Source organism: Tissierellales bacterium, assembly GCA_035301805.1.
In the GTDB taxonomy this organism is placed as follows: Bacteria; Bacillota; Clostridia; order Tissierellales; family DATGTQ01; genus DATGTQ01.
On the sequence record DATGTQ010000087.1, the window covers coordinates 15,892 to 31,829 of the forward strand.

At 29.4% G+C, this 15,938-nt stretch carries 23 protein-coding genes; 7 read left to right on the forward strand and 16 right to left on the reverse strand.

Annotated features, from left to right (window positions below; genetic code table 11):
* Positions 1-2 precede the first annotated feature (2 nt).
* Positions 3-2,150 carry a ferrous iron transport protein B gene (feoB, locus tag VK071_04070; GenBank protein ID HLR34490.1) on the forward strand — a complete coding sequence of 716 codons (2,148 nt, stop codon included), beginning with the start codon at positions 3-5 and terminating at the stop codon, positions 2,148-2,150.
* A gap of 572 nt (positions 2,151-2,722) precedes the next feature.
* Here the strand turns inward: feoB and VK071_04075 are convergent.
* Positions 2,723-3,229, reverse strand: coding sequence for a hypothetical protein (locus VK071_04075; protein HLR34491.1), 507 nt, complete (start codon positions 3,227-3,229; stop codon positions 2,723-2,725).
* 174 nt (positions 3,230-3,403) lie between these two features.
* Between VK071_04075 and VK071_04080 the strand changes: the two genes are divergently transcribed.
* Positions 3,404-3,862 (forward strand): hypothetical protein, encoded by a 459-nt coding sequence (locus VK071_04080; protein ID HLR34492.1) that lies wholly within the window; start codon positions 3,404-3,406, stop codon positions 3,860-3,862.
* Here VK071_04080 and VK071_04085 read toward each other — a convergent pair.
* From VK071_04085 to VK071_04110, 6 genes are all read right to left on the reverse strand, one after another.
* The gene (locus tag VK071_04085; protein ID HLR34493.1) at positions 3,859-4,500 is read right to left on the reverse strand and encodes a TlpA disulfide reductase family protein; all 642 of its coding nucleotides are present in this window, start codon (positions 4,498-4,500) and stop codon (positions 3,859-3,861) included. The genes VK071_04080 and VK071_04085 overlap by 4 nt on opposite strands.
* 8 nt (positions 4,501-4,508) lie before the next feature.
* Positions 4,509-5,060, reverse strand: a complete 552-nt coding sequence (locus tag VK071_04090; protein ID HLR34494.1) for a TlpA disulfide reductase family protein — start codon at positions 5,058-5,060, stop codon at positions 4,509-4,511.
* Positions 5,044-5,928, reverse strand: coding sequence for a 4Fe-4S binding protein (locus VK071_04095; protein ID HLR34495.1), 885 nt, complete (start codon positions 5,926-5,928; stop codon positions 5,044-5,046). The genes VK071_04090 and VK071_04095 overlap by 17 nt, the downstream gene beginning before the upstream one ends.
* Positions 5,912-6,055, reverse strand: coding sequence for a CD1871A family CXXC motif-containing protein (locus tag VK071_04100; protein HLR34496.1), 144 nt, complete (start codon positions 6,053-6,055; stop codon positions 5,912-5,914). The genes VK071_04095 and VK071_04100 overlap by 17 nt, the downstream gene beginning before the upstream one ends.
* A gap of 122 nt (positions 6,056-6,177) precedes the next feature.
* Entirely contained in the window at positions 6,178-6,825 is a 648-nt protein-coding gene (locus VK071_04105; protein HLR34497.1) for an SGNH/GDSL hydrolase family protein, read from the reverse strand.
* Between the two features lie 14 nt (positions 6,826-6,839).
* Positions 6,840-7,031 (reverse strand): SOS response-associated peptidase family protein, encoded by a 192-nt coding sequence (locus VK071_04110; GenBank protein HLR34498.1) that lies wholly within the window; start codon positions 7,029-7,031, stop codon positions 6,840-6,842.
* 89 nt (positions 7,032-7,120) lie between these two features.
* Between VK071_04110 and VK071_04115 the strand changes: the two genes are divergently transcribed.
* Positions 7,121-7,387 carry a hypothetical protein gene (locus VK071_04115; GenBank protein ID HLR34499.1) on the forward strand — a complete coding sequence of 89 codons (267 nt, stop codon included), beginning with the start codon at positions 7,121-7,123 and terminating at the stop codon, positions 7,385-7,387.
* A 40-nt stretch (positions 7,388-7,427) separates the two neighbouring features.
* Here VK071_04115 and VK071_04120 read toward each other — a convergent pair whose 3' ends face one another.
* Both VK071_04120 and VK071_04125 read right to left on the reverse strand, forming a co-directional pair.
* On the reverse strand, positions 7,428-7,832 hold the full coding sequence (locus VK071_04120; GenBank protein HLR34500.1) for a DUF5808 domain-containing protein: 405 nt from the start codon (positions 7,830-7,832) through the stop codon (positions 7,428-7,430).
* Between the two features lie 4 nt (positions 7,833-7,836).
* Complete coding sequence (locus VK071_04125; protein HLR34501.1) at positions 7,837-8,226, reverse strand: GntR family transcriptional regulator; 390 nt, start codon at positions 8,224-8,226, stop codon at positions 7,837-7,839.
* Between the two features lie 134 nt (positions 8,227-8,360).
* Here VK071_04125 and VK071_04130 point away from each other — a divergent pair, with 134 nt between their 5' ends.
* Positions 8,361-9,185 carry a sigma-70 family RNA polymerase sigma factor gene (locus VK071_04130; protein HLR34502.1) on the forward strand — a complete coding sequence of 275 codons (825 nt, stop codon included), beginning with the start codon at positions 8,361-8,363 and terminating at the stop codon, positions 9,183-9,185.
* On the opposite strand, the gene VK071_04135 is transcribed toward VK071_04130, so the two are convergent.
* From VK071_04135 to VK071_04165, 7 genes are all read right to left on the reverse strand, one after another.
* Positions 9,186-10,430, reverse strand: a complete 1,245-nt coding sequence (locus VK071_04135; GenBank protein HLR34503.1) for a M48 family metallopeptidase — start codon at positions 10,428-10,430, stop codon at positions 9,186-9,188. It abuts the gene before it with no gap.
* Positions 10,431-10,649: 219 nt separating this feature from the next.
* A complete protein-coding gene (locus VK071_04140; protein ID HLR34504.1) occupies positions 10,650-10,964 on the reverse strand; it encodes a YbjQ family protein in 315 nt (104 codons plus the stop codon).
* 49 nt (positions 10,965-11,013) lie between these two features.
* Positions 11,014-11,391: a hypothetical protein gene (locus VK071_04145; GenBank protein ID HLR34505.1), complete on the reverse strand. Its 378-nt coding sequence runs from the start codon at positions 11,389-11,391 to the stop codon at positions 11,014-11,016.
* 146 nt (positions 11,392-11,537) lie between these two features.
* The gene (locus VK071_04150) at positions 11,538-12,362 is read right to left on the reverse strand and encodes a hypothetical protein (GenBank protein HLR34506.1); all 825 of its coding nucleotides are present in this window, start codon (positions 12,360-12,362) and stop codon (positions 11,538-11,540) included.
* A gap of 29 nt (positions 12,363-12,391) precedes the next feature.
* Positions 12,392-13,087, reverse strand: a complete 696-nt coding sequence (locus VK071_04155) for an ABC transporter ATP-binding protein (protein HLR34507.1) — start codon at positions 13,085-13,087, stop codon at positions 12,392-12,394.
* Entirely contained in the window at positions 13,087-13,452 is a 366-nt protein-coding gene (locus tag VK071_04160) for a GntR family transcriptional regulator (protein ID HLR34508.1), read from the reverse strand. Before VK071_04160 ends, VK071_04155 begins: the two co-directional genes overlap by 1 nt.
* Before the next feature lie 132 nt (positions 13,453-13,584).
* The gene (locus VK071_04165; protein ID HLR34509.1) at positions 13,585-13,755 is read right to left on the reverse strand and encodes a hypothetical protein; all 171 of its coding nucleotides are present in this window, start codon (positions 13,753-13,755) and stop codon (positions 13,585-13,587) included.
* Between the two features lie 91 nt (positions 13,756-13,846).
* Between VK071_04165 and VK071_04170 the strand changes: the two genes are divergently transcribed.
* From VK071_04170 to VK071_04180, 3 genes are all read left to right on the forward strand, one after another.
* Positions 13,847-14,296 (forward strand): DUF441 family protein, encoded by a 450-nt coding sequence (locus VK071_04170; protein ID HLR34510.1) that lies wholly within the window; start codon positions 13,847-13,849, stop codon positions 14,294-14,296.
* A 93-nt stretch (positions 14,297-14,389) separates the two neighbouring features.
* The gene (locus VK071_04175; GenBank protein ID HLR34511.1) at positions 14,390-14,704 is read left to right on the forward strand and encodes a YmaF family protein; all 315 of its coding nucleotides are present in this window, start codon (positions 14,390-14,392) and stop codon (positions 14,702-14,704) included.
* A 220-nt stretch (positions 14,705-14,924) separates the two neighbouring features.
* On the forward strand, positions 14,925-15,938 hold the full coding sequence (locus VK071_04180) for an ATP-binding cassette domain-containing protein (protein ID HLR34512.1): 1,014 nt from the start codon (positions 14,925-14,927) through the stop codon (positions 15,936-15,938).

The window sequence follows — 15,938 nt, forward strand, 5'->3', positions numbered from 1 at the left end:
TAATGGGCTTAACACATCAATCTACAGGTGTAGGCTCCTTAAAAGAAATCTTTGAGGTAGAACTTGAATCCCCTAATGATATTGTAATTGCATTAGCTGGTAACCCCAATACAGGCAAAAGCACAGTATTTAACAGTCTCACAGGCCTTGATCAACATACGGGAAATTGGCCTGGTAAAACCGTTACTAATGCTCAAGGTAAATATAAATATGAAAACCAACAATATATTTTAGTAGACTTACCAGGCACTTATTCTTTATTGGCTAATTCTGTAGAAGAACAAGTAGCCAGGGATTTTATCTGTTTCGGTGGTCCCGATGCAACTGTAGTGGTTACAGACGCTACTTCTCTAGAGAGAAACCTTAATTTAGTCCTTCAAATAATGGAAATTACAAATAAGATAGTTGTATGTGTAAATCTTATGGATGAGGCTAAAAGAAAAAATATTAGTATTAATCTAAAGAAGTTAGAAAAACTTCTTGGTGTGCCTGTAATAGGAACTGCTGCCAGAAGTGGTGAAGGATTAGAAGAGTTAAAAAGTACTGTAGAGAAAGTTGCCAGTGGGGAATTAAAACCTAATCCTAAAAAGATAAGCTATGATAAAGTTCTTGAAGAAGCAATTGAACAAATACAACCTAATATTCATAATTTAGTAGGCAACAACATTGATAGTAAATGGGTATCTCTTCGTTTAATTGATGGAGATAATAAATTATTAGAATCAATGAACGATTATATCAACTTTGATTTATCCCAAGATGAATTATTAAATAAAAAATTAGAAGGTATTCACCTTAATTTAAAAAAAGAAAATATTGAATTAGAAGATTTAAGAGATCGTATAGTATCTAGTATTGTAAAAACGGGAGAAAGTATTAGTAGAAAAGTTGTTACTTTCCAGAATAAAAACCATAATGAGCTAGAACGTAGAATTGATAATGTCTTAACCTCTAGAATTTTTGGTATACCTATAATGATTGCTCTTCTAGGCCTTATCTTTTGGATTACAATTGAAGGTGCTAATGTTCCTTCTGACATGTTGGCCAGTGGTTTGTTTTGGATAGAAACAAAATTAACTAACTTCTTCAACTTTATCGGAGCTCCTAATTGGTTACATAATGCCTTAGTATTAGGAGTTTATCGTACATTAGCATGGGTTGTATCAGTAATGCTCCCACCAATGGCAATATTTTTCCCATTATTTACGCTACTAGAGGATTTAGGTTATTTGCCTAGAGTTGCCTTTAATCTAGATTATTATTTCAAAAAAGCATGTGCTCATGGAAAGCAGGCCTTGACTATGTGTATGGGATTTGGATGTAATGCTGCCGGAGTTATTTCATGTAGAATTATTGATTCTCCAAGAGAACGATTAATTGCTATTATTACAAATAATTTTGTACCTTGTAATGGACGCTTTCCAATTTTAATCGCCCTAGCTAGTATGTTTATTTCAGGTTCTACTAGTACCTTGGGTTCCTTCACAGCTACATTAACTGTACTGGCAGCTATTATACTAGGGGTTATTATTACCCTATTTATATCTAAATTACTATCAAAAACAATTTTAAAAGGATTACCTTCTTCCTTTACTTTAGAATTACCACCTTATAGAAAACCTCAAGTAGGCAGAATTATAGTTCGTTCTATTTTTGATCGTACATTATTTGTACTAAGTCGGGCAGTGGTAATAGCCGCTCCTGCTGGATTAGTTATTTGGGCTATGGCTAATATCATAATTGGAAATGCCAGTTTATTAACTCACTGTGCCCAATTCCTAAATCCATTTGCACAATTATTGGGAATGGACGGCTATATTTTAATGGCCTTTATATTAGGCCTCCCAGCTAATGAAATTGTTATCCCAATTTTAATTATGAGCTATATGTCTAAAGGGTCTATGTTAGAATTAGATAGCTTAACTGAATTAAGACAATTACTTATTAATAATGGTTGGACTTGGTTAACAGCTATTTGTACCATGTTATTTGCATTAAACCATTGGCCCTGTGGTACCACCCTTTTAACCATACGTAAAGAAACTCAAAGTTGGAAATGGACTTGGATATCCTTTTTAGTCCCAACAATTACGGGCATTATTGTATGTTTTGTAGTTGCACAGGGAGCTAGGTTATTTGGCCTAGTGTAGTTGTTTATAGAGCCTATATGCATAAAACCCATTGAATCTAGATTTAAGGGGTTTTATGTATTAACACTTTTTACCTATAGCTTTTTCATCTTTTTCCGTTAACACTGCTTAGGACTCCCCGCCGGAATGGAGGTTTTATCCAGAAATTTAGCTAGTATATTTACGCTAAAATTTATCTCCATTTATGGAACTGACACAGTGCCCGCTATGGGTATAGGGGGAAGACTTTTTAATTTTGCCTTCATACCTATATTTGGTTTCCTAATGGGTTCCAGTACAATAGTGGGCAGGCCCTAGATGCCGAGGACATAGATAGGGCAAAAGATACTGCAAAATTTGCATCGTTTTTAAATGCAAAGGTTTAAATATATAAAATAAACTATTATAGATTTTATCACCAAAACTAGAGTGAGTAAAAAAACAGAGAAGCGGCTTCTCTGTTTTTTTACCAATGCTTTCTCGCCAACATTTTTTAATATAATTTAAATCAAAATATTACATATTAAAAACTTTTTGGATTCTGTTTTTAATTTTATAAAACCTACTAATCGCCAACTAATCTACTCTATATATTAAATAAACTTTCTACGTTTTCCTCTGTAAAAACCTATAGAAAATATAAATAACATTAAACCATAAGATACTAAAACATGGATATTATTATTAGAAGCTTTCGTAAAAATTGATGCTATTAACCTACCCCATTTTGTAAATCCTAATGAATATCCTTCTGCTAATCCAGATAGTAATGGAGTTACTTTAATAAGTTTAAGACTATTAGATTCCTCTGTAAAGAAGAATAATATTACATAAAAAATAAGACCAATTCCCCATAAAATATTTCCCAATATAAAACTTTTCTTTTTTCCCTTACCTATAGTACCAAACTTTTTCCCTACCCAGTACCAATATATTATACAGACATATAGCCATATATTTAATACAGTATCTGCTATATTAATAACAGATGATTTTCCATATACATCACCTACAAGGGTTAAACGATTTATTACTGTAGAAATAATCCACGGAATAAGTACCAAAAAAAACATATTTAGTGAAAATTGATTTTTCCTCAAAGTAAACTGCCCCCTTTACTGTCAATTTATTATCTTAAATATATCTATTCTATATATCTACCCCAAATCCTTCTATCTTTATCTCAAAAAGATTTTCCCTATATAAGAATTTAAAAAATATTTATTGAGATAATAAATAATGGTATAGTTAATAATTTTACTGGAGGTATGTTGATGAAAATTACAAGTTATTTTGCTAATATTGAAACTGCTAATGAAACTATTAAAAAACTTAAATCTGCTGGCTTTACAAATTCATATTTAGATGCCAATGACCATTATATTGGTAATAAAGATATTCAAACTAATTTAGCTGGAACTGATGGTGCAGAAAGTCTTTCAGATTTAGTATTAAATTCTGGGTCAAATGACGTAGATAAAGGAACTTCTCCTTTATCTGCAGCCAATCCTATGGCTAGTGGCATGAGTAACTTTGAAGAAATTACAGATTTTAACTGTTCCGTAACCATTGAGGCTGATGAAAATAATATGAAAGAAGCAGAGAAAATAATAAAAAATATGGGTGGAGAATTAGAGAATCCTAATATAAGTAGAAATAAAAGAATATCTAAAGCAGATGTAAATTTAGAAGAAGCTGCTAGAAGTTTGGATACAGATATAAATAAACCCTAGTCTTCACTAGGGTTTATTTCTTCTATTATCTTTTTAAAATCTTCAACAGAACCTTCTACTCCTCTTGTTCCTACTTTTGGCTCTCTTAGAAAATTACCATCTTTATCTACAAATAATGCTGTAGGAGTTCCTGTTACATGCTTTATTATTTCATAAATATAATCTTCTTCTATCATTAAGTTAGTATATTTAAGTTCTAATTCCTCTGTAGCTTCCTTAACTTTTTCTATTCCAGGCTCATCGAGAGTTAGACCTATTACATTTACTCCTTTATCCTTATACATTTCATATATCTCATTCAATGCCTCCAATTCATAATAACATGGTCCGCAGGTCGTCTGCCATGCAGCTATTATAGTAAGTTCATAATCTTTAAATACTTCTTCTGTAACCTCATTTCCTTCCATATCTTTTAGCTTAAATGGTGACATCCTACCCTTTTCAGTCTTTTCAGAGTCATTATCCTTATCTAATTTTTCTTCATTCTTGTTTTCATTGGATGATACTTCAGAATCTTTTTGTGATGTCTTTGGTTCTTCTACTTTTCTCCCTTTTGCTACGAAGAAGCCACCTATAGCTACTATTGCCACCAATAGTAATACTCCTATTATTTTACCTTTATTATCTTTACCATTCATGATTATTTTCACTCCTTATTTAGTAACTCATTAACTTTATTACTTAAGAACTCAATATCTCCTTCTGTTCCATAACTACCAGTACTTATATCTAATATTTTCCCATTTTCATCAACAAACAATGTTGTAGGAGTTCCTACCACTCCCTTTACAAAATCTTTATTAAACTCTTTATTAGGAATAAGATTTAAAAATTGTAATCCCATATCCCCAGATATTTCTTTTACTTCTTCAATTTTCCTTTCTCCACTAGTAACTACACCAATTATATTTATATTTCCATTTTGAAAATCTTTATACAATTTATTTAAAGCTTCCAATTGGTTAAAACAAGCTCCGCATGAAGTTGACCATACAGTTACTATAGTTAAATCGTAGTCTTTAAATATTCTATCCGTTATTTCCTCTCCCGAAACATCCTCTACTGTAAAACTTGGTATTTCCTCCATTTTTCCAACTTTAGTTTTTATTATTCCTCTTTGTTGAAGTAATCTAAAGGATAGAAATATTATTAAAACAATAAGTACAATATCTATTATCTTACTAATGGTTTTCTTCAAATTCACTACCTCCATTATTAATATCTTCATTCAGTTTAAATTTACTTTTTATGGCTTTAGTAGGACAAGCCTCCATGCATTCCCCGCATCTTATACATTCTCCACTATTTGGATTATTCCTTATATCTACATCTAATTTACATGTTTTTTGGCATATACCACAATCAATACATTTATTTTCTAAAATTTCCATTCTATATAAAGCAACAGGATTAAATAGAGAATATATAGCTCCTAAAGGACAAATAAATCTACAAAATGGTCTATTAATTAATATAGATGCCCCAATAGTAATTACTAATAAAAATACTTTCCATGAAAATAAAAATCCTACTGCTCCACGTAATGATGAATTTACTAGAAACAAAGGTATTCCAGCCTCTAATGTTCCTGCTGGACAAATATATTTACAAAAGGCTGGTGCTCCTATTCCATATTTATTTACTAAAAGCATAGGCATTAAAATTACAAAAACAACAAGGATAATATATTTCAAATATTTAAGTCTATTTCTCCCGCTAATACGGTATTTCTTTGATGGTATTTTATAGAATAACTCTTGGATAAATCCAAAAGGACAAAGCCATCCACATATAAACCTTCCAAATAGGGTTCCAAATAAAGTTATAATCCCTAGAATATAGAAGGATATCTTATATTCTATAGCACCTATTACTGCTTGTAAAGAACCTATAGGACATGACCCTAAAGCCCCTGGACAAGAGTAGCAATTAAGACCAGGTACACAAAAGTTTTTCGTTACTCCCTTAAATATATTACCATCTATAAAACCTTTAAAATAACTATTAGTTCCTAAAGCTGTAATTGTCTGTACTAGTCTTCTATTATTCTTAGCCAATTCCAACACACTCCAAGCATATATTTATAGCTTTCATGAAAACCGTAGTTATCTCCCCCCTAAAACTTCCTATTAATATAAATAATCCACTAATTAATAGTAAAAGATTTCTTACTTTTTCTCCCTTTAACCACATTTTATATACCCCCTATACCTATATTGCTTTTTTATCATTATATATTAATATAGAATTAATATCCATTATATTTTTTATTTATATTAAATTATAAATGAAAAACCCTGCTATAATGCAAGGCTTTATTTAAATATATTATTTTTTATAAATTTTGCCACTTCTTCTCCTAATATTTTATGACTTTCTACATCTAAATGGATTCCATCTATTTCACTAGATCTAATCAACTTTGATGAATCTAATAAATAACATTGATTACTAAGAACTTTAGTAAATTCTTCAGAAAACCTTTCACTTTTTTCTACTACTTCTTCAGCCTTAGGAATAAGGTAAGGAATATTTTTCACTTCCGGTGGTATTAATACTGATGGTGGAATGATTACTAATATTTCTGGTGATTCCATATTAGGTCCAGTTTCACTTTTCTTAGTAATATTAACTAACATTTCCACGCTTTGAGCTATTTCATAAGCCTCAACAGAAAATCTGTGTTTTAAATCATTACTGCCTAAAAAAAGTACTACTAAATCTATAGGTTTATGGCTCTGTAAACAAGGCATTAAATATTTTTTACCATTTCTATGCTCTCCTTTTACGGGATCATCCCATACGGTAGTTCTACCATTTAAACCTTCTGGTATAATATCGTAATTCTTACCTAAGTTTTTTTGAAGTACAGTAGTCCATCTTACATCTTTTGGGTATCTACCCGTACCATCAGGATTATAACCCCAAGTATTAGAATCCCCATAACAAAGTATCGTTCTCAAATTATTCACTCTCCCTAGTCAATAATAAAATCATAATCAAAAAAATCAAATATCCTTTTTAATTTAGTAATATTTCTCACTCTTTGGTCTAACCATATGCTTTCTTTTTCAACTGGAATAATTACTGGCATCCTATTATGAACACTTTTCATCTCCCCTTCTGCATCTTTGGTTAAAATTGTAAAATCCTCTACATCTATAGGCAAGGGTTATTGACACAAAATATAATTCTGACTAATCTATGTATTTTTGTACATACTAATAAAGAAAATATAAACAAATAAGGAGCGATAGAATGAAAGATATGATAAAAAATCCTGAAACCATAAAAGAACTTATAAATCAGGCTAAAGAAATTGGAGAAAATAATTCTAGTAGTATAGATAATTTAAGTAGCATGGAAATAATCTTAACTTCTAATGATTATGCTACTGCTAAAGATCCTAATCTTTCTAAAACTTTCTACCGTTTACAAGAAAAAATTGAAGATGCAAATATATTAACATCTCAACTATTGTCTAATTTGGAAAATAGGGATAATGATCATGAAAGCATTCATTAACCTTTAATGAAGAAGATAGTAGCATTTTTACTAAATGTTACTATCTTTCTATGGTCATTAACAAAGTTACTACAATAATTATAAATGGAAGTATCATAAAAAACATACCTAAAGGTTTACCAGCATTAACAGTCCAACCCACTCCAAATCGTTTTTCAATAAATAAAGCTGGATCTTCTGGATTATAATATATAGTATTCCCTAGTTTCCAAAGTCCATCATCATCCCTATTTTTTTCTTCATATTTATCTTCATTATCAAATTTAAGTCTACTACCTCCTTGACCTATTTTTATAGAGATAACAATACTTCCTAATATAATTAATAAAGTAGCCCCAATAAACAAAATATTAATAAATTTCATACTTATATCTATTATATCAAAGGAATGGAAACTAATTAGAGAAAAAATAAAATTGATAATAATAAAGATTCTATCTTCCATAGGTTTACTCCTTCCTAGCCCTATTATATTCATCGAAATACTTTTCACAAATGGACAAAAACTCTTTCTTACTAATACTTTTACAATAGGCATCTCCAATAATATATTTTAACTTTTCTTTTAGTTTATAAATATATTCTTCTGTAGCCTTTGGCATACTATCACTAACTCTAGTTCCTTTTCTTCTATCAATTACTAAATAACCTTCATCCTTTAAAATTTTATAAGTTTTATTTACAGTATGTAGATTTACACCAATATCCTCTGCTAATTGTCGTACTGATGGCAATTCTTCCCCGTTTTTTAATTGTCCTTTTGCCATCCCTTCTATTATTTGTCTTTTTAATTGTTCATATATAGGTGTTTCAGATTCAAAGTCTATTTTAATAATCATTACTATCTTCCTTTCTATCTGTTATATATATCATATAACAATTAAGAAGTTTTTCAAACTTTTTTGCATAAATTTCAGAATTTAAAAGGATTATATAATTATTTGGAGAATACAATAATAGCAGGTGATAAAATATGAGAGTAGAAAATCTAAAATCAAACAGGAAAACTTTTCACACCAATGAAAAATTGCTTTCTTCTTACAAAGAAACTGGCGATTTAAGAATAAGGAATCAAATAATCGTAAATAATATGGGATTAGTCTATGTTGCTGCCCAAAAAAGAGTAAATATACATACCTCTTTCACCTTTGAAGATTTAGTTCAAGAAGGCACTATTGGAATGATTAAAGGAATAGAAAGATTTGATTTAAGTAAAAACACTCGTTTTTCTACCTATGTATATTATTGGATTAATCAGCAGATGGATAGAGCAATTATGAACACTGGATATCTTATTAGACTTCCCGCCTATATCTACGAAAAAATCAATACATTAAATAGTGTAGAAAAAATCTACGGAGATATTAGCCAAAATTTAGATCAATTAATTGACGATGCAGATATATCCAAAGATGAATATACATCAATAAATTATTACAGAAATAATTACTCCTATTTTTCCTCATTAAATATTGTAATCGATATAGACAATGAAAATAGCCATATTGAACTTCAAGATTTCATACCATCTAAAGACCCATTATTAGAAGATACTATTGTTGAACAAGACTTAAAAAACCAAATTGATAATACATTGAATATGTTAACAGATAGAGAAAAGGATATTATAGAATCACGTTTTGGAATAAAAACTGGAGAAGTTCAAACTCTAGAAGAAATTGGCCAAAGATATGATCTTACAAGAGAGCGTATTCGTCAAATAGAGACTAGAGCTTTAGAAAAAATCTTAGCCTTAGAAAGCAAAAATAACTTAAGAGAATTTTTAAGCTACCCATAATTAGGGTAGCTTATTTTCATACTCATAGGTTAATGCAAAATTAACTCTTTCCTCACAGGTAGGATGACTATGATACCATATCTTATATATATTACTAGGCCTAGGTAAAGATAAGCTTTCTTCGTGAAGCTTTAACATAGAAGAAGCTGCTGCTTCTCTATCTCTAGCTAATTCTAATTCAAATTTATCGGCTTCCCACTCAATATGTCTTGAATATCCATTTATAATTGGGGATGACAAAAACATATAAAAATTTAACACTAATATTAATAAGGGAAGGGCTGCAATATCATGTATTTTAGTAAGCCCAAACTGTCCTTCTGAATTTTTAAGTATCCATAAAGTAGTTTTATTGATTAAAAATAGTAACAATATAGTAAGAAATCCACCTAAAATAATTCCCTTCCAAATATGTCCTTTAACATAATGACCGATTTCATGAGCTGTTATACTTAATACTTCCCCATTATCTAGATTGTCAATTGTAGTATCCCAAAGAACGATTCTCTTAGATTTAAATACCCCTGTCATATAAGCATTCATAAGTTTTGTATCTTGACTCATATTTACTTGATAGACTTCCGCATCTCCTACACCTGCCTTAGTAAGCAACTCCCTTATGTCTCTTTCTAATTCTTTATCTTCTATAGAAGTATATTCGTGAAATAAAGGATCTATATACATTGGAGAAATAAATGTGATAAATAAAATAACTGGAAAAGAAAGAAGTCCTAAATATAACCACCATCTCTTTGGACTTTTAAACATAATATAAAAAGGAAACCATGTGACAGCTATAGATATAATTAAATTTAGTGCAAGATTTTTAAAAATTAACTCTACCCATCTACTAATAGTTTGATTAGATAATCCAAATCTATGGCTTACAACAAACCCACTATAATAACTTAATGGCAATGATATTAGTAAATCAATTATAGTAAAAATAAATACATATACTGCTACAGTTAAGAAGAAATTTCCTGTTTTCCCTCTAGCAAAATTTCTAATTCTAGCAGAAAGTTTAGTAGTTAAAAATAATAAAGGTATTAAAAATTTAAAAAAAGTCCCTATTACCCAAATTTTTAAATTAGTCTTTCTATAAGAATAAACTTCTTCTGATAAATCTGGATATTCTTTTTTTACTTCCTCCATATTTTTATATTCACTTCTTAAAACTATTCCTATAAATATTGATAACAGTATAAAAAAAGCTATTAAAGCAAATATTAATTTCTTACTCACGGAGACACTCCTTTCACATTTATATATTATGTATATTATAGCATTTATATAATATACCATAACTTAATTCTTATTATCTTTATAGAAGTGAATTGTTCAATCTACACTTGAGTTAATAATGTCGGTATATAAAAAATCAAATTACTAATAAGCTATACTTATATTAACTAGTTGTCAAAAATTTATTACCAAAAAAATAATAAACCCCTAAAAAGGGGTTTATATGTTCTTATATGCAGTTCCCGTAACCATAACTACCAATGCTGAACCTTGTTGCATATTAGTTATAGCATATTGTACATTTAAAACTCCATCTGCTTCTAGTGCATCTGCCTCTCTTTGTAATCTTTCTAAAGCTTGATTCTTCGCATCCTCTATCATTTCTGTATAGCCTTTCAATTCTCCACCAGCTAAGTTCTTAAAAGCAGCTCCTAAATCTTTACCAAAATGTTTTGAAAATACTACTGTCCCATCAACTATTCCTAGTAATTCTACCTGGTTTCCTGGTAAGATAGGCAGATTTGTTATAAGCATAAACATCACTCCTTCTTATAATCCTAGAATCCATATTATATCTTATTCCTCATATCTTATCCTTAGAAACATTATTATTAACACTTTCCCACAATACTTTCCATTCTTTGTTTTTCTTCTGCATTAAAGCAATTTTTGCTTCCATTTCACCTTTTTCATCAATAAATTCAACAATAGTAGTTCCATCTACCATTTCTCCAACTTTAGTACTATAAACAATTCCTTTAAGCTTTTCATTCATATGCATTAATGCATACCTTTCTACATCATCTTCCCAATCGTTATAGCTTTTATAGGTAATATCCTCAACTATTATTTTCGTTGAATTTTCTTTCATTACCTTATAAGATAGATTTAAATTATTAAAAATCAAGATGAATAATAAAACTATTCCCGTCCTTTTTATAATACTATTATTCTTCTTCAAAGACCTCCCCCCAATTAAATTTTAGTTCAACTATTGGAGTACATTTTCATAAATATCTATATATTTATTAATTTCATTATTTTCCAAACCCCTAATATAAGCTTTATATTGATATCCTTTTATCCCTAAAAAAACTTATTACAAAATTATAAATCTATTTTATTCTCAATTAAATGTCCTGTACCTAAAAACAATATTATACCCATAATTATCCTAAATAAATTACCTGTGATACTTAGATATCCACTACCATCTATATTAAAGAACATTCCCTCGTTACCCACATGAAGTTCGCTATAATAATTCATCACCCGTGAAGTGATTATCTTCCAATTGTTTAAATCTAAATATACTGGAATGGCATTAGCTATTTTAATTTCAAAATATGCTATTAATCCAATTAATACTAAGAATATAATAAACCACAATCCACCTATCTTTTTGTTTCTCAATGTAACTCTACTTAAAGTCATGGAAAAATAAATAAAAATTAATGTTGTTATTCCTATAATTGAGAAAGTTAAAATTACTATAAATGCGATCTTACCATCAATATAAGAAAGTGCTATCCTTAATTCTTCTAATAATTCTGATACCCCCATGCCAGTTTCTCTAGTAGCAAAAGATAACATCATAATAAAATTATATATAAAAGTTACAGCACCTATTAATAGAAACCAAAGTAAAGCTACAATAAGTTTGGCCCCTAGAACTTGATTCCCTGTTAAGGGTAGAGAAAATGTTAAATATCCTCTATCCTCATATAGCTCTTTTCTAAAAGAACCTACTATATAGAAAAAAGCTGATAGAAAGGTTCCAAATATTATCATAGAAGCAAGTCCTGCCACAATAGATGCTTCTTGTCTAGCTACATAAGTATATAATATAGTAGTAGCTATTAACACTATAGCTAATATTCCTAAAATAACCTTGTAAGTTCCCTTTATTTCATATTTCATTAATTTCCCCATCATTATCCTCCTATTTACTAAATACTTTCTTAGCCGAATATTTCTTTATATAATTCATCAATGGATTTACCTTTTTCTTCCCTTAGTTCTTCAGCATTACCTGAAAGAACAATTTCTCCTTCACTAAGAAATACTACTTCATCAAATATTCTTTCTATATCCCTGACTAAATGAGTAGTTATAATCATAGAACTATCCTCATTATAATTATTTATAATTGCATCAAGTATTTGATCCCTAGCTACTGGGTCTACCCCAGCTATAGGCTCGTCTAAAATATATAGTTTAGCATTTCTAGACAATACTAAAGTCAAGTTTAATTTTTCTGTCATACCCTTAGATAAAGCATCGACTTTTAAATCCTTGCTAAGTTTCATAAACTTTAACAATTCCTCTGCTTTTTTCATATCAAAATCAGCATAGAAATCATTGTAGAATTCTATTGCATCTTCTACGGTCATCCATTTATATAGAAAATTCCTATCTGGTAAATATGATACTACAGCCTTCGTTTCTGCTCCAGGTTTATGTCCATCTACAAGAATTTCACCTTTTGATGCCCTTAAAAGACCTGTTGCTATTTTTATAAAAGTAGTTTTTCCACTTCCATTTGGTCCTAATATACCTACTACTTTGCCTTTTTCAATATCTAAGTTTACATTATTCAAAGCCTTCTTATTAATGTATTTCTTAGAAAGCCACTTTGCCTCTAAAATTTTATCCATTACTCTACCCCCCCATTAATTTCATCTAATATTATTTCAACAATTTCCTTTTGACTAAACCCCAACCCTTCCATTTCCTGTATAAAATTATTAATAATTTCTTCTGCCATACTTTTTTTAAGGCTCATTACAATGTTTTCATCTTCTGCAACAAAAGTACCCATTCCCCTTTGAGTATAAACAAGGTCTTCTCTTTCTAGTTCCTGATAGGACCTTTGTACTGTATTAGGATTTACTCGTAGCTCCTTTGAAAGTTCTCTAACTGATGGCAATTGCTCACCTCCACCTATTTCTCCAATAGCAATTTTTGTTTTTAAATAATCCATAATTTGCATATATACAGGCAGTTTGTCATGAAATTTCAACTTCTCACCTCCAAAATGAAGAAGTACACTAGTGTCTTGTTAATATAATACACTAGTATAGACTCACTGTCAAATATTTATTTTTATTTTTCCAAAATTAAATAGGTGGAATTTATCCACCTATTTATAGTGCTATCCAGCTCTTTCTATATACGTAACTATTGCTAAATATATATTCCCCTCCCGATTATATTCGATATCTACTACCTCTAGTATATCCTTTTCATTATCGTCAATCCAACTGCCTACCTCTTCTTTTAAATGGGCCCCATCTTCATAGGATACAAAAGATTTAAATTTCATTTTTTTCAACTCCTTTTACTCTTTTATACTAATATATTAAAACTTCTAGAATAATATATATAGAATGACTATTTTGATTGGAGTCCTGAATATGATAAGTCAAATATTGCTTTTATTTATCGTCATAACCTCTATTCTGGCAAAAAATAAAACTATGGTTGTAGCCGGAATAGTTGTATTTATTTTTTCCCTTATAGATAATGAAAACATTATAAAATTTACTAAAGATTATTTTTTAAATATAGGGGTTACTTTATTAACAATATGGATACTTATACCCTTAATAGACAATACCAATGAAAAAGATATACTAAGTATAAAAAACATTTTTAATATTCATGGACTAGTTTCTTTAATTAGTGGATTTATAGTAGTAATTATTGCAGCAAAAGGAGTAAATTATTTAAATAATAATCCTTCTGCCTTAGCGGGAATTTTATTTGGTTCCATTATTGGAACTACATTTTTTGGTGGAATACCTGTAGGAATCTTAACAGGTTCTGGTATAGCCTTTTTAATAATAAGAATCCTTAAAAAATAATGGAATATAGAATAGTTTGTAAAACCTTACCCCTATCTAACATATTATATATTGCAACTAAGTTATGAATAGAGGAGGTATACCGTGAACAATATGGAACAAACCCATACCCATGAATTCTTAGGTAGCACTAAATTAGCAGTAGAGGGAGAGTTAAGACATAATCATCGTTTTAGTGGAGTTACAAGTCAGGCCATTCCCCTAAGAAATGGGAACCATATACATGAAATTGTAGTAAATACTGATTTTGATTTTGCCCATTTTCATCAATTAATTGTGGAAACTGGCCCAGGCATCCCTGTTGGTGAGGGAAGACATGTTCATTTTGTTAGAGGCATTACTACAAGTGATAGAGAACATAGACATAGGTTTGTCTTTGCTACCCTTATTGAAGATCCATTGAAATAATTTCATACAGTAACTATCTATGAAAAAACAATTCTCTTTCCTTTAAAGGAAAGAGAATTGTTTTTTATTTTAATTAACATAAATTAATTAAACACATTTAATTAATTTATTAAATATATTAATTCTTTTATTAATAATCTTAATTTCTTTATTGACTTTTTAATTTTTATTGGTTATTATTTAAATATAGAGAATATTTTTAATTAAGGGGTGCATATAAATGACAAATTATGCTATTGAGGTAAATAATTTAAGAAAAGAATTTGAAGTAAAGAAAAAAAATGGCCCTTTCTGGAAAAGAAAAAATAAAAAGAAAGAAATATTTGTTGCTGTAAATAATATTAACTTCAATGTGAAAAAAGGTGAAATATTTGGATTTCTAGGCCCTAATGGTGCTGGAAAGACTACAACTATAAAGATGATATCTACTTTATTAAGACCTACTTCAGGCTCTATTACTGTAAATGGAAGTAATGTAGTAGAAAATCCTATTAATGCATTAACAAATATAGGAACTGTATTAGCAGGGGAAAGAAGTACTTATTGGAAATTAACAGGTCGAGAAAACTTAGAATACTTTGCAACTATGAATGGCATCACTGGAAAAGAAGGAAAAGAAAAGGCAGACTATCTATTAAAAAGATTTGAGCTAGATAAAAGAGGAGACGAAACAGTAGAAAAATATTCTACTGGTATGAAACAAAGAGTTGCCCTTGCTAAGGCTTTAATTGCAGAACCAAAGATATTAATATTAGATGAACCTACATCAGGATTAGATCCACAGTCTGCAAGAAATTTGAGAGAAATAATACTTGAAATAAAAGAAGAAGGTAGAACTATACTTTTAACCACCCACTACATGGAAGAGGCAGATCAGTTAAGTGATAGAATTGGAGTAATTGATAGTGGCAAAATAATAGCCCTAGATACTCCAGAAAATTTAAAAAGAAATTTAAATAAAACTAATGTAGTCATATTAGAGCTAAATAATTGGAATGATACAATTTTAAACAAAGTTAAAAATATACCCTTTGTTGAAAATATAAATTCAAAATTTAATGAAGATACTCAAAGTTGGGAAGTAAAAATTCATATAGACAATGGTACTGATACTATTAGTACATTAATTTCAAATATATCTTCAGCAAATATTAACATTACTCATTTTAGAGTTGAAGAACCTACATTAGAAGATGTATTTATAAGTCTTACTGGAAAATCATTACGAGAATAG

Coding starts and splice junctions, on each gene's coding strand:
- feoB (HLR34490.1), top strand. CDS start 3: ATGGGCTTAACACATCAATCTACAGGTGTAGGCTCCTTAAAAGAAATC.
- VK071_04080 (HLR34492.1), top strand. CDS start 3,404: ATGAAAATTACAAGTTATTTTGCTAATATTGAAACTGCTAATGAAACT.
- VK071_04085 (HLR34493.1), bottom strand. CDS start 4,500: ATGAATGGTAAAGATAATAAAGGTAAAATAATAGGAGTATTACTATTG.
- VK071_04100 (HLR34496.1), bottom strand. CDS start 6,055: ATGTGGTTAAAGGGAGAAAAAGTAAGAAATCTTTTACTATTAATTAGT.
- VK071_04115 (HLR34499.1), top strand. CDS start 7,121: ATGAAAGATATGATAAAAAATCCTGAAACCATAAAAGAACTTATAAAT.
- VK071_04120 (HLR34500.1), bottom strand. CDS start 7,832: ATGGAAGATAGAATCTTTATTATTATCAATTTTATTTTTTCTCTAATT.
- VK071_04125 (HLR34501.1), bottom strand. CDS start 8,226: ATGATTATTAAAATAGACTTTGAATCTGAAACACCTATATATGAACAA.
- VK071_04130 (HLR34502.1), top strand. CDS start 8,361: ATGAGAGTAGAAAATCTAAAATCAAACAGGAAAACTTTTCACACCAAT.
- VK071_04140 (HLR34504.1), bottom strand. CDS start 10,964: ATGCTTATAACAAATCTGCCTATCTTACCAGGAAACCAGGTAGAATTA.
- VK071_04150 (HLR34506.1), bottom strand. CDS start 12,362: ATGGGGAAATTAATGAAATATGAAATAAAGGGAACTTACAAGGTTATT.
- VK071_04155 (HLR34507.1), bottom strand. CDS start 13,087: ATGGATAAAATTTTAGAGGCAAAGTGGCTTTCTAAGAAATACATTAAT.
- VK071_04165 (HLR34509.1), bottom strand. CDS start 13,755: ATGAAATTTAAATCTTTTGTATCCTATGAAGATGGGGCCCATTTAAAA.
- VK071_04170 (HLR34510.1), top strand. CDS start 13,847: ATGATAAGTCAAATATTGCTTTTATTTATCGTCATAACCTCTATTCTG.
- VK071_04175 (HLR34511.1), top strand. CDS start 14,390: ATGGAACAAACCCATACCCATGAATTCTTAGGTAGCACTAAATTAGCA.
- VK071_04180 (HLR34512.1), top strand. CDS start 14,925: ATGACAAATTATGCTATTGAGGTAAATAATTTAAGAAAAGAATTTGAA.